Origin of the sequence: Streptococcus sp. 27098_8_86, assembly GCF_041432595.1 — a bacterium.
GTDB classification, from domain to species: domain Bacteria; phylum Bacillota; class Bacilli; order Lactobacillales; family Streptococcaceae; genus Streptococcus; species Streptococcus pneumoniae_F.
Genome location: NZ_JAPVZW010000003.1, coordinates 153,006 through 166,333 on the forward strand (window position 1 = coordinate 153,006; position 13,328 = coordinate 166,333).

16 protein-coding genes are annotated in these 13,328 nt (G+C 39.3%); all 16 read left to right on the top strand.

From position 1 onward, the window contains the following. The first annotated feature begins 74 nt into the window (after nucleotides 1-74). The 16 genes from O3616_RS04440 (at nucleotide 75) to O3616_RS04515 (ending at nucleotide 13,327) form a co-directional block, all read left to right on the top strand. Nucleotides 75-767: a phosphoglycerate mutase gene (locus tag O3616_RS04440; protein WP_000240129.1), complete on the top strand. Its 693-nt coding sequence runs from the start codon at nucleotides 75-77 to the stop codon at nucleotides 765-767. Between the two features lie 114 nt (nucleotides 768-881). Further along, nucleotides 882-1,583 carry an ABC transporter ATP-binding protein gene (locus O3616_RS04445; protein ID WP_371638242.1) on the top strand — a complete coding sequence of 234 codons (702 nt, stop codon included), beginning with the start codon at nucleotides 882-884 and terminating at the stop codon, nucleotides 1,581-1,583. Beyond that, nucleotides 1,579-4,287, top strand: coding sequence for an FtsX-like permease family protein (locus O3616_RS04450; RefSeq protein ID WP_371638243.1), 2,709 nt, complete (start codon nucleotides 1,579-1,581; stop codon nucleotides 4,285-4,287). Before O3616_RS04445 ends, O3616_RS04450 begins: the two co-directional genes overlap by 5 nt. Nucleotides 4,288-4,431: 144 nt before the next feature. Continuing rightward, nucleotides 4,432-4,701, top strand: a complete 270-nt coding sequence (rpsO, locus tag O3616_RS04455) for a 30S ribosomal protein S15 (protein ID WP_001018251.1) — start codon at nucleotides 4,432-4,434, stop codon at nucleotides 4,699-4,701. 646 nt (nucleotides 4,702-5,347) lie between these two features. Next, nucleotides 5,348-5,959, top strand: a complete 612-nt coding sequence (locus O3616_RS04460) for a CadD family cadmium resistance transporter (protein WP_371638201.1) — start codon at nucleotides 5,348-5,350, stop codon at nucleotides 5,957-5,959. Nucleotides 5,960-6,565: 606 nt separating this feature from the next. Further along, complete coding sequence (locus O3616_RS04465) at nucleotides 6,566-6,844, top strand: TIGR04197 family type VII secretion effector (RefSeq protein WP_371638202.1); 279 nt, start codon at nucleotides 6,566-6,568, stop codon at nucleotides 6,842-6,844. Continuing rightward, complete coding sequence (locus O3616_RS04470) at nucleotides 6,841-7,200, top strand: hypothetical protein (RefSeq protein ID WP_371638203.1); 360 nt, start codon at nucleotides 6,841-6,843, stop codon at nucleotides 7,198-7,200. Before O3616_RS04465 ends, O3616_RS04470 begins: the two co-directional genes overlap by 4 nt. Beyond that, on the top strand, nucleotides 7,190-8,827 hold the full coding sequence (locus O3616_RS04475; RefSeq protein ID WP_371638204.1) for a T7SS effector LXG polymorphic toxin: 1,638 nt from the start codon (nucleotides 7,190-7,192) through the stop codon (nucleotides 8,825-8,827). Before O3616_RS04470 ends, O3616_RS04475 begins: the two co-directional genes overlap by 11 nt. A 12-nt stretch (nucleotides 8,828-8,839) precedes the next feature. Further along, nucleotides 8,840-9,451, top strand: a complete 612-nt coding sequence (locus O3616_RS04480; protein ID WP_371638205.1) for a TipC family immunity protein — start codon at nucleotides 8,840-8,842, stop codon at nucleotides 9,449-9,451. Then, nucleotides 9,436-9,915 carry a hypothetical protein gene (locus tag O3616_RS04485; protein WP_371638207.1) on the top strand — a complete coding sequence of 160 codons (480 nt, stop codon included), beginning with the start codon at nucleotides 9,436-9,438 and terminating at the stop codon, nucleotides 9,913-9,915. The genes O3616_RS04480 and O3616_RS04485 overlap by 16 nt, the downstream gene beginning before the upstream one ends. 10 nt (nucleotides 9,916-9,925) lie before the next feature. Then, nucleotides 9,926-10,537 (top strand): TipC family immunity protein, encoded by a 612-nt coding sequence (locus O3616_RS04490; RefSeq protein WP_371638209.1) that lies wholly within the window; start codon nucleotides 9,926-9,928, stop codon nucleotides 10,535-10,537. Next, nucleotides 10,534-11,001 carry a hypothetical protein gene (locus O3616_RS04495; RefSeq protein ID WP_371638210.1) on the top strand — a complete coding sequence of 156 codons (468 nt, stop codon included), beginning with the start codon at nucleotides 10,534-10,536 and terminating at the stop codon, nucleotides 10,999-11,001. Before O3616_RS04490 ends, O3616_RS04495 begins: the two co-directional genes overlap by 4 nt. Nucleotides 11,002-11,013: 12 nt before the next feature. Beyond that, entirely contained in the window at nucleotides 11,014-11,619 is a 606-nt protein-coding gene (locus O3616_RS04500) for a TipC family immunity protein (protein ID WP_371638211.1), read from the top strand. A 302-nt stretch (nucleotides 11,620-11,921) separates the two neighbouring features. Next, the gene (locus tag O3616_RS04505) at nucleotides 11,922-12,083 is read left to right on the top strand and encodes a hypothetical protein (protein WP_261674411.1); all 162 of its coding nucleotides are present in this window, start codon (nucleotides 11,922-11,924) and stop codon (nucleotides 12,081-12,083) included. Between the two features lie 10 nt (nucleotides 12,084-12,093). Continuing rightward, entirely contained in the window at nucleotides 12,094-12,708 is a 615-nt protein-coding gene (locus tag O3616_RS04510) for a TipC family immunity protein (RefSeq protein WP_371638212.1), read from the top strand. Between the two features lie 4 nt (nucleotides 12,709-12,712). Beyond that, on the top strand, nucleotides 12,713-13,327 hold the full coding sequence (locus tag O3616_RS04515) for a TipC family immunity protein (RefSeq protein WP_371638213.1): 615 nt from the start codon (nucleotides 12,713-12,715) through the stop codon (nucleotides 13,325-13,327). The last annotated feature ends 1 nt before the right edge of the window (nucleotide 13,328 follow it).

Sequence of the window (13,328 nt, forward strand, 5' to 3'; positions counted from 1 at the left end):
TTTGTGAAAAATTGTGTAAAATAGAATAGATAAACGAGGGGAAACCTCGGAAAATTTAAAGGAGAATCCATCTAATGGTAAAATTGGTTTTTGCTCGCCACGGTGAGTCTGAATGGAACAAAGCTAACCTTTTCACTGGTTGGGCTGATGTTGATTTGTCTGAAAAAGGTACACAACAAGCGATTGACGCTGGTAAATTGATCAAAGAAGCTGGTATCGAATTTGACCAAGCTTACACTTCAGTATTGAAACGTGCGATCAAAACAACTAACTTGGCTCTTGAAGCTTCTGATCAATTGTGGGTTCCAGTTGAAAAATCATGGCGTTTGAACGAACGTCACTATGGTGGTTTGACTGGTAAAAACAAAGCTGAAGCTGCTGAACAATTTGGTGATGAGCAAGTTCACATCTGGCGTCGTTCATACGATGTATTGCCTCCAAACATGGACCGTGATGATGAGCACTCAGCTCACACAGACCGTCGTTACGCTTCACTTGACGACTCAGTTATTCCAGATGCTGAAAACTTGAAAGTGACTTTGGAACGTGCCCTTCCATTCTGGGAAGATAAAATCGCTCCAGCTCTTAAAGATGGTAAAAACGTATTCGTAGGAGCTCACGGTAACTCAATCCGTGCCCTTGTAAAACACATCAAAGGTTTGTCAGATGACGAAATCATGGACGTGGAAATCCCTAACTTCCCACCATTGGTATTCGAATTCGACGAAAAATTGAACGTAGTTTCTGAATACTACCTTGGAAAATAATTTGTAAAAAGAAAGCCTAGGAATACCTAGGTTTTTCTTTTTATTCTAGTATCCAACTCTTTGAAAAAGCGTTATAATGATATTAAGAAGTAGTTAAAGAAAGTGAGGTTGATGATGGCTTATATTGAGATGAAACATTGTTACAAGCGATATCAGGTTGGGGACACGGAGATTGTGGCTAATCGCGATGTGAATTTTGAGATTGAGAAGGGTGAATTGGTTATCATTCTAGGTGCGTCTGGTGCAGGCAAGTCAACGGTTCTTAATCTTCTTGGGGGAATGGATACCAATGACGAGGGGGAAATCTGGATTGATGGTGCCAATATTGCAGATTATAGTTCCCACCAGAGAACCAATTACCGCCGCAATGATGTCGGTTTTGTTTTTCAGTTTTATAATCTAGTTTCCAATCTGACCGCTAAGGAAAATGTGGAGTTGGCTTCAGAAATCGTGACAGATGCCTTGAATCCCGAGCAAGTTCTGACAGATGTGGGTCTTGCTCATCGGATGAATAATTTTCCAGCCCAGCTTTCTGGAGGGGAGCAACAGCGAGTCTCCATTGCACGCGCAGTAGCTAAAAATCCTAAAATTCTCCTTTGTGATGAACCAACTGGAGCCTTGGATTATCAGACAGGCAAGCAAGTCTTGAAGATTCTCCAAGACATGTCTCGTCAAAAGGGAGCGACGGTAATCATCGTGACTCACAATAGCTCGCTAGCTCCTATCGCAGATCGGGTGATTCACATGCGTGATGCCACTGTTATGAGAGTAACAATCAATGAGCATCCACAGGCTATCGATACATTGGAGTATTAGCATGAAAAAAACATACCGAAAAGACTTGCTCCAGTCGGTGATTGCTTCTAAGGGACGCTTTGCTTCTATCTTGACCTTGATGATGCTGGGTTCTTTAGCCCTAGTAGGTCTTAAAGTAGCCAGTCCAAACATGGAACGCACGGCAGGGGATTATCTCCGTAAAGCCAATACCCTGGATCTGGCAGTGATAGCTGATTATGGCTTGGACAAAGAAGATCAGGACGAACTAAAGACCCTTCAAGGAGCAAGTGTTGAGTTTGGCTATATGGCAGACCTAACCGTTGAAAATAGTGAAGAAGCAATTCGACTTTATTCTAAGCCAGAGGGAATTTCAACTTTTCAAGTGACAGAAGGGCGACTGCCAGAGGCTGATGGGGAAATTTCCTTGGCAGATTTCTGGAAAGACCGCTATCAGATTGGGCAGACAATTACCTTTAGCAAGAAAGAAGAAGGGAAGACCGTCATAAAATCCCAATCTTTCACCATTACTGGATTTGTTCAGTCGGGTGAGATACTTTCTCAAGAAGACTTGGGAGGGGCTAGTAGTGGAAATGGAAGCTTGGCTGGCTATGGAGTGATTTTACCCAGTCAGTTTGACTCAGATGTTTATAGCATTGCGCGTGTGCGCTATGATGATTTAAAAAATTTGGATGCTTTTTCATCAGACTATAGAAGCAAACGAGATCAACACCAGGAAGACTTACAAAACTTGCTTGCCGATAATGGTCAAAAAAGATTGGCAAGTATCAAAGCAAATGGGCAAAAGAGCTTGGAAGATGGAAAAGAGCAGCTCCAAACAGCTGAAGGTAACCTTCAAAAAGGCAAGAGCCAGTTAGAACAGGCTGAAAGTCGATTGAAAAATCAAGAAGAACAAGTGACCGCTTTGCCTGAGCCTCAAAAGAGTCAAGCCAAGGAGCAATTGACAAAAGCTAAGGAAGAATTGGCTACAGAAAAAGAAAAAATGGCTCAGACAGAGAGTAATCTAGCCAAGGAAAAAGAGAAGCTTGAACAACGCCAGAAAGAGCTTGATGAACTGGCAGAGCCTACTTACCATGTATACAATCGCCAAACCATGCCAGGTGGTCAAGGATACCTCATGTATAGTAATGCTTCAGCAAGCATTCGTTCTGTCGGGAATATCTTTCCCGTGGTGCTTTATATGGTTGCGGCAATGGTGACCTTTACAACTATGACTCGCTTTGTGGATGAAGAGCGTACCAATGCTGGTATTTTCAAGGCCCTAGGTTACCAGAATAAAGATATTGTTGCCAAGTTTGTCCTCTATGGTTTTCTTGCAGGAACTGTGGGAACCGTTTTAGGAACACTTCTAGGACATTATCTCCTTGCAGGCGTGATTTCGGATGTTATAACAGCTGGAATGGTCGTTGGGAAAAGTCAGGAGTATTTCTACTGGTCTTATAGTCTCCTTGCCCTAGCCTTGAGTTGGGTATCCAGTGTTTTGCCAGCTTATCTGGTGGCACGGAGGGAATTGCACGATGAAGCAGCCCAACTTTTGCTGCCCAAACCTCCCGTTAAAGGATCAAAGATTTTGCTGGAACGCTTGAGCTTTATTTGGAGTCGTTTGAGCTTCACTCATAAGGTTACGGCGCGAAATATTTTCCGTTATAAGCAACGGATGTTGATGACCATTTTTGGAGTTGCGGGTTCGGTTGCTCTCCTATTTGCAGGTCTTGGCATTCAGTCTTCTGTGGGAGGAGTTGTCGATCGTCAATTTGAACAAATCCAGCAATACCAGATGATTGTAGCGGAAAAGAGCAGTGCAACGGAGAAAGAAAAAGCAGATCTAGAAAGTGCCTTGCAAGCTGAGCCTATCCATGATTATCAAAAAATCTATTCTAAATCCATTGAAAAAGATTTCAAAGGAAAAGCAGGACTTCAGACTATCACCATGATGGTCACAAGCAGAGAAAATTTCAAACCCTTTATCGCATTAGAGGAAAATGGCCAAGAGGTGCAGGTCACAGATGGAGCCGTCGTGAGTCAAAAACTAGCTCAACTAGCAGATGTTACGGTTGGAGACAAGCTGGAGCTTGATGGGAAAGAAATCAAGGTATCGGCTATTTCTGAAAACTATGTTGGACACTTTGTTTATCTCAACCGAGCGACATACGAACAAGTCTACGGTACCAGTCCGAAAGACAATACCTACCTAGTAAAATTAAAAGAGCCAACACCATCCAATACGGAGAAAGAAGCTGCGGCCTTTATGAAAAAAACTGCTGTTTCTGGGGTGATCCAAAATGCAACGGCTATCCACCTTTTTGAATCTGTAGCCAATTCTCTCAATAAAACCATGGCAATCCTTGTCCTTGTTTCCGTCTTGCTAGCCATTGTCATTCTTTACAATCTCACCAATATCAATGTGGCAGAACGTATCCGTGAACTTTCGACCATTAAGGTTCTCGGTTTCCATAATAAAGAAGTGACCCTCTATATCTACCGCGAGACCATGGTGCTGTCCTTTGTTGGTATTGTTCTCGGTTTGGTAGCTGGCTACTATTTACATCAATTTTTGATTCAAATGATTTCACCTGCCACCATACTTTTTTATCCACGAGTCAGCTGGGAAGTCTATGCTCTTCCAATCGTCGCAGTGACTGTGATTTTAGCCTTACTGGGTTTCTTTGTCAATCACCACTTGAGAAAGGTGGATATGCTTGAAGCCCTGAAATCAGTAGAGTAGGTCAATTTTTTAAAAAGTAAATCAGTTGACAAAGTCTCTGCTTCTTGGTAGAATAAGAACTGTCGTAAAGACAAATAACTTCTTCTTGGTTACAGGCATGCCAACCTGTCACTCGGATGAAGCCAAATAAAAAGGAGAAACATCATGGCAATCTCAAAAGAGAAAAAAAATGAAATCATCGCACAATATGCACGTCACGAAGGTGATACAGGTTCAGTAGAGGTTCAAGTTGCTGTCCTTACTTGGGAAATCAACCACCTTAACGAACACATCAAACAACACAAAAAAGACCACGCTACTTACCGTGGATTGATGAAAAAAATCGGTCGCCGTCGTAACTTGCTTGCATACTTGCGTAAAAACGACGTTAACCGTTACCGTGAGTTAATCAACTCTCTAGGACTTCGTCGCTAATCTTGCGTCTAAAACGTTTCTATACTTCGTTGGCTTCGGCTTGATGTACCATTAGTACAATCTTCGCCTCGTCCGCCTAGTCTATAAACGTTTTATCCAGCAAGACTGGAGCTCTCTGACTTCAGAGGGCTTTTTTATTGAGGTTTTATCGGTCACAATTTTGGAGACTACAAAAACAGTTTTCAGCATCTGGAATAACTGAATCGTGTTTTATCGGTCACAATTTTGGAGACTACAAAAACTTTTCATTGAGTATTAGGAAAAAGGAGATGGTTTTATCGGTCACAATTTTGGAGACTACAAAAACCGGCTCCCTCCAGGTCTCCACCCAGGAACAGTTTTATCGGTCACAATTTTGGAGACTACAAAAACCTCAAATGGTATCAGCTAATTACACCATAAAGGTGCGTAGCTGTCTGTAAGCCCCCTCGGAGAGCCCACACTTTACGAAGTAAAGTATAGTATGTTATACTTTACATGGAAGTAGTCACCGAATTCCAGTTAGAAATTACTTTGTAACTACGTTTTGAGGAGGAGTAAAATGCTTTCCTACGTTCGACATTACCCACTAGCGATAGCTAAATTAATGTGTCTGTGCTTCCCTAAAATCTGCTGATTTATTACTGACTAATACAGGAGTTTTTTTATGGTACAGACAATCATATCTGCTATTGGTGTTTATATTTCTACCAGTATCGATTATTTAATTATTTTAATTATTTTATTTGCACAGCTATCACAGAATAAACAAAAATGGCATATTTATGCGGGGCAATATCTAGGCACAGGTTTACTTGTAGGGGCGAGTTTAGTTGCTGCTTATATCGTTAATTTCGTGCCTGAAGAATGGATGGTTGGATTGCTTGGTTTAATCCCTATCTATTTAGGGATTCGCTTTGCAATTGTTGGAGAAGGTGAGGAAGAAGAGGAAGAAATTATTGAAAGATTAGAACAAAGCAAGGCAAATCAACTGTTTTGGACAGTTACATTGCTGACAATTGCGTCTGGCGGAGATAATTTAGGTATCTATATACCTTATTTTGCTTCGTTAGATTGGTCACAGACCCTCGTGGCGTTGCTTGTGTTTGTAATCGGCATAATTATCTTATGCGAGATTAGTCGGGTGTTATCCTCTATTCCGTTAATATTCGAGACAATTGAAAAATACGAGCGAATCATTGTGCCCTTAGTATTCATTCTACTTGGACTATACATCATGTATGAAAATGGCACGATAGAGACTTTTCTGACCGTGTAGATTTTTTGTTTCACTAGGATTTTAGCCCGAGCTCAAATCAGCTCTCTAATTTTAGAGGGCTTTTTATGTTGTCACTTTACCTCGCGATATACTCGAGTATTATCTTCGGTTACGGTTCCTAGCACTATAAGGTAAAATAAACCAGATTTTCTCCCTTCGTGGAGATTTTATCTTTTTTGCCAAGTGCTAGGCCGAGTTCAATTAACAAGATACAAAGGCCGTCAAAAGCACAAAGCAAAAATAGGAAAATTGACGAAGAAACTTCAGTTTCGTGGAGATTTTATCTTTTTTGCCAAGTGCTTAGGCCGAGTTCAATTAACAAGATACAAAGGCCGTCAAAAGCACAAAGCAAAAATAGGAAAAGTGACGAAGAAACTTCAGTTTCGTGGAGATTTTATCTTTTTTGCCAAGTGCTTAGGCCGAGTTCAATTGAGCATAGCTTGATAATGAAGCTAGTCTAATTAGGTAGCTTTTTAGATATAAAACTATTTTATTATCTAAATATAGAATAAATTAGGGCTTGCATTCAAAACATGGTATAATAGGTCTATATAGCTAAATAAAGTAAACCTATCACAAGGGATTGAGAAAAAGGATAGAACAGTCATGTCAACAGTAAAAAGTGATTTAAATCTTGCTCAAATGTATGCGAGTCAGCTGAAAAATGCTTGTCAATCTTTAACAGCAATTGCTGTGGCTAGTCAAGACGAATTAACGACCCTTCAAGGGAATAACAAGGCCCATCAATGTCTGACAAAGTCTCAAAATCTAGCTAGTCAGATTTCGGCAGCCGTCACCCTGACTTCAGAACGACTGCACTCTATAGCGAGTGATTTTGAGGCGTTAGATGAAGCGGGTGCCAATGGTTTTAGGAGTCATGCATGAGCAAGTTAGATGAGTTGAAGAAAAGAGAGCGAGACCTCTTGTACCAACTAGAAGACAATGGAAAAGAGAAATATCGCACCAAAGAACTGATAGAAACCTTTGAAGGGTATGATAGAGCTAGTCACCGTTATCAAAATGATTTGTGGGAGGCGGCCTATCAGAGCCGATATGCAGGACAGTTGGAAGAAACGCTCCTACAAAGAAACCAACTTAAAAACCAAATTCTTGAGAACCTCAGCTACCGCATGGATGATTTGAAAAAAGAAAAGTTCCGGTTAGAGGGAGACTTGGATGAGGTCTACTATGAAAGACGCAAAGAACTAGAAAGAGAGGAGGAAAAACGACATGGGCATTGATATGTACTTAGAACAATCACAACTACAAAGTTTGAGTGTAGCGACCATGTGCCAATCTCAGGTGGAGGCTTATCAAGACTTGCAATCAGCCATCAAAAAGTTTTCAGAAGATACAGAGAGTCTAAAGGGCGATGCTTATAATTCGGCTAGAAGTTTTTTTGCAAGTGTCTTATTACCCTTGAGCAAAGGGGGACAACTCTATGCGGAAACCTTCTCTCAAGCCATCAAGAAATTACCAGAAGACTACCAAAGTATGGTCGACAGCAAGAGTTGGCGTGAGGATGATCTGCTTGATAAGATCCGTCAGGAAGAGCAAATGATTGCTTATCTAGATGAAGTCAACCAAACCCTTTCTAGCTTGACCATGGATAGTGAAGAAAAGGGAAGATTGAGACGCAGTAATGTGGAACTCATGCGAGGACACCATGCCAATAAACGTGTCTATGAAACGATTTTGAGAGACCTGCGTACCTATGATAGCTACTCAGGAGGACTGTTCGATGATCTAGCTAGTATCGATGTGCAGTTGAGTCGTGGACTGGCCCAGATTGAAACGAGTTGGGATGCAAAGACAGGGGTCTTTAAAATTCCATCTGACCTGACTTGGGCCAACTACCTGACTGCCTATTCTGATACAAAGGACATGAAGCTCAGTCGTAAAGAGAAGGCCTTTGTCCAAACCATGATGGCAGAATACGGCTTTGACGCAGAGACAGCCCAACAGCTCTTGACCATCAAGCAAGGGATAGATAAGAAGTTCCCAACCTCAAGTCAAGAGTTTCGTGACTATATCTTTTTGCGAGTCGTCGGTGCGGCCAACTATGATGACTTTAAGTGGAATGAAACGGCAGGTGGATTGTGGCAATATTTTTATAAAGAATTTGTGAGTGATCCGAATACAGGCCAAAAATTGAGAACTTTAAAACCAATTCTTGAAATTTATCAAGAACTGGGATTGAAAGAAGAAAAGGCCAAAGAACTGTATTATAACCTTAGATTGCAACATACACTAGCTGGTGGAGGAAATTTTTCAACTAAAATGAAAACAGACACTCCCCAAAAATACAAATCGGCTAAAAGTGAATATAAAGAAGCTTACGGGAAAGTTGATGATTTTGATACGTTTTGGGATAGCAAACTAAAGGCCTATTCTAACAATGGAGCGGGTCACGCAGACTTTACTCACCAGTCTATTACGATGGCGACTCACCTTAATCCTAATCAAGTACAGTTATCAGATCTTTATGGTGGTAGAGAGCATGTCAAAGATCTCTCAGGTTGGGAAGGAGACACGACCTTTAACGCTAATGATATGAAGCCAAGCATAGGCGAAGATGACTACAAAGCAGACCTTGATTCAGTCAATCTTATAGGCCGGATGCAGAAGGGACAATCCTATGACCAAGCCATAACTTCTTATTACTCTGACCTTCAAAAAGATTCCTCTCAGAGAGAAAGAGAATTTTTGAAAAATAAGGATTGGGAACACGTCAAAGGTACAATTTATGCAGGAGTAGTGCCCCCGGATATACTGAAAAAGGGTGAAAAATCTATTAAAGAGTATATCGATAAAAACCATTCAGATGTATCAGCATTTTTAAATCGCTTAGAGGCTGTGGTAAATTAGGAGGAAAAGCTAATGAAGAAAAACCTCGGTCTAATAGTATTATTCGTGATAATCATATCATCCTGTTTCTATTTTTTTACTAGTCAACCTAAAAACATTTTTGATGAAATCTACCAACAAACTGAGAAAACTTATTTAGGAAATAATATTTTTAACCAGTTGAAAGACGTCGAAGTACATAAATATCAAGAGTATGATGATGATTCTAAATTTTATTCTTATGTACTTTATCAAAAACAGAAAACTCCACATGACTATGAAAATATTGATTTAATATTTCATTTTACAAAAGATACAAATACAGTCTTTGTTTCTTTTGAGAAGGAATTAAGTAATGGGCTAAGAATTTTCATTTTTGGTAGGTATCTTACAAAAGAAAAATTATTTCAAAAAAATGTACAGCTACTCATAAATCAAGATGGAACGGATAAATCTATCGAAGACGAAGCTCAGGTGAAATCCTACCTAGAGCAGTACGGCATCACTGCTAAGGACTTGGATTCTTACTACGACGAAATCGTCAACCAGAAAGTTTTGAAAGATTGGTGCTCGATTTATGACAGCAAGTATTCTCCAAGCAACTATGGCGATGTCAAGATTGAAACCCAGTGGGAGAATTGGTAACAGGTCATGCAGACTTTACCCACCAGTCCATTACTATGGCTACTCATCTAAATCCTAGCAGTTTCCAGTTATCCGATGTCTATGGCGGTAGAGAGCATGTCAATGACCTTTCAGGTTGGGAGGGAGACACGACTAAAAATGCTACGGATAAAAAACCAAGCATAGGTGAAGATGACTACAAGGCAGATTTAGACTCGGTCAACCTTATCGGCCGAATGAAAGAGGGACAATCCTATGACCAAGCTATAACTTCTTATTACTCTGACCTTCAAAAGGATTCTTCAGTGAGAGAAAGAGAATTCTTGAAAAATAAAGATTGGAAGCAGGTCAGAAGCACTATCTATGCTAGTATTCTACCATTAGAGGTTATGGAAAAAGGAGAAGATGCTATTAAAGCATATATTGAAAGTAACTATCAAGGTGTATCCAAGTTTTTAAACCGCTTGGAAGCCGTGGCGGAGTAGGAGGAAGTCTATGAAGAAAATCCTAGGCGTTTTAACAATAGTGATATTACTTGTATCAGTTTGTCTATTCTTCTTTGTGCGTCAACCTAAAAACATTTTTGATGAAATTTACCAAGAAACGGAGAAGAGTTATCAGGTAGATAACATTTTTGGAAAAAATGAAGATATTATTGTTCGTCCAGTTTGGCCAAGTGATAATGAGAGTTTGAAATATAGTCCACATGTAACCTATAAAGACAATATTTTTAATGATTATCGTAAAATCGTACTAGGCTTTAATTTTCAAAATTTAGAACAAACAAGTTTTATTCGTTTTGATAAATATATTGATTCAGGAGTTAGAATACGGGTAAGAGTAGGATATAGCTATCGTGAAAAAAGTTTGAAAAAAGAAGTAGAAGTAATTGTAATAAAGGGAAATTCCGAAAATTATATCGACAATGAATCCCAAGTAAAATCATATCTAGAGCAGTATGGTATCACTGCTAAGGATTTGGATTCTTACTACGGCGAAATCGTCAATCAGAAAGTTTTGAAAGATTGGTGCACCATTTATGACAGTAAATACTCGCCAAGCAACTATGGCGATATCAAGATTGAAACCCAGTGGGAGAATTGGTGATAGTTTATGCAGACTTTACTCACCAGTCCATTACCATGGCCACCCATCTAAATCCTAGCAGTTTCCAGTTATCCGATCTCTATGGTGGTAGAGAGCATGTCAAAGACCTTTCAGGCTGGGAGGGAGATACGACCTTTAATGCAAATGATATGAAGCCAAGTATCGGAGAAGATGACTACAAGGCAGACCTAGATTCGGTCAACCTTATCGGCCGGATGCAGAAGGGGCAATCCTATGACCAAGCCATAACTTCTTATTACTCTGACCTTCAAAAGGATTCGACTCTGAGAGAAAGAGAATTCTTGAAAAATAAAGATTGGAAACAAGTCAAAGGTCTGATTTATGCAGGAGTAGTGCCTCCGAATATACTGAAGAAAGGCGAGGCATCTATTAAAGAGTATATTGAGGAAAAATACCCCGAAGTATCGACATTTTTAAATCGTTTGGAATCAGTGGCAGATTAGGAGGAAAAGTTAATGAAGAAAACACTCAGTATATTGGCTATAGTCATAATTATCATATCATCCTGTTTTTACTTTTTTAGTAGACAACCTAAAAACATTTTTGATGAAATCTACCAAGAAACTGAGAAAACTTATCGGACAAATAATATTTTAAGAAAAATAGATGGCTTTGAAATTAGTCCAGGTTGGCCAAGTGATGGAGAGTATTTTAAATATAGCCCTTTAGGGAAGTATAAGACTCTTCCAGAAGGCTATCTTGAACTGAGAGTTGGATTTAATTTTGAGAAAGCGTATAGTAAAATGTTTGTTTCAGTTGAGAGAAAAATAGCTGATGGAACGAAGATATGGATGATTAGCAAATATAATCCAAACACTAAAACAATCACAAAGTCAATTCAGATAGTATTATCAGGAAATGAGGATAGTTATATTGAAGATGAGGCCCAAGTGAAATCCTACCTAGAGAAGTACGGTATCACTGCCAAGGATTTGGATTCCTACTACGACGAAATCGTTAACCAGAAAGTCTTGAAAGATTGGTGCTCGATTTATGACAGTAAGTACTCGCCAAGCAATTATGGCGATGTGAAAGTCGAAACCCAGTGGGAGAGTTGGTGACAGGTCATGCAGACTTTACCCACCAGTCCATTACTATGGCTACTCATCTTAATCCTAATTAAGTTCAGTTAGCTGATGTCTATGGCGGTAGAGAGCATGTCAAGGACCTTTCAGGCTGGGAGGGAGACACGACCTTTAACGCTACGGATAAGAAACCAAGTATTGGTGAGGATGATTACAAGGCAGACCTTGATTCAGTCAATCTTATCGGTCGGATGCAAGAGGGGCAATCCTATGATCAAGCTATATCTTCTTACTATGCTGACCTTCAGAAGGATTCGACTCTGAGAGAAAGAGAATTCTTGAAAAATAAAGATTGGAAACAAGTCAGAAGCACTATCTATGCCAGCATCCTTCCACTAGAGGTTATGGAAAAAGGGGAAGATGCCATTAAAGTATATATCGAAAGTAACTATCCAGGTGTATCCAAGTTTTTAAATCGCTTAGAAGCCGTGGCGGAGTAGGAGGATGATGATGAAGAAAATATTCAGTTTATTAGCTTTAGTCTTACTAGTTGTATTATTTTGTTTTTACTTTTTTCCTAAACAACCTAAAAACATTTTTGATGAGATTTACCAAGAAACGGAGAAAACCTATCGGTCAAATAATATTTTAAGAAACATAGATGGCTTTGAAATTGATGATGTCTGGCCAAGTGATGACCCCAATATATCTAATAATCCGTTTGGAATTTACGACAACAAAATGACTCCTAGTAATTATTCTAAAATTAAAATTAGCTTTAATTTTGGAGAAGGTATTAAAGGGATGACGATTCGTTTTGAAAGAAAGACTAATTCGAATATTACCCTATGGTATTCGGCACACTATAATATAAAAAAGAAAGTACTTCAAAAGGAGCTTGCTATTTTTGAAGAGCCAAGGAAACCAGGTCAATATCTTGATGATGAAGAAAAAGTAAGAGAATATTTAAGAAAAAATAATATTTCCAAAGAAGAATTAGAGAAAGACTTCGACGAAATCGTCAACCAGAAAGTCTTGAAAGATTGGTGCTCGATTTATGACAGCAAGTACTCGCCAAGTAATTATGGCGATGTTAAGATTGAAACCCAGTGGGAGAATTGGTGATAACATGAAAAAAATTTTAGGTCTAATAGCCTTAATTGCACTAATTGTATTATCCTGTTTTTACTTTTTTCCTAAACAACCTAAAAATATTTTTGATGAAATCTACCATGAGACGGAGAAGACTTATCGGTCAAATAATATTTTAAGAAATATAGATGGGTTTAAAATCAGACCGGATTGGCCAAGTGATGACCCCAATATTTTGTATACTCCGTTCGGATTATACAACAAAGAGAAAACACCGTCAGATTATTATGAGATAGAAATTGGGTTTAATTTTGAATATACATCTCAATTAAGCTCCGTTACATTTGAGAGGCAAGTAGGACCAAACACGAGAGTTAGGATATGGAATAAATATACTTATCAAGACCGTACTTTAAAAAAAATTGTCAAAATAGGTTTGAAGAAAGCAGATACGGAAACTTATATTGAAGACGAAGCTCAGGTGAAATCCTATCTAGAGCAGTACGGTATCACTGCCAAGGATTTGGATTCTTACTACGACGAAATCGTCAACCAGAAAGTTTTGAAGGACTGGTGCACCATTTATGACAGCAAGTATTCTCCAAGCAACTATGGTGAGGTCAAGGTTGAAACCCAGTGGGAGAATTGGTGAT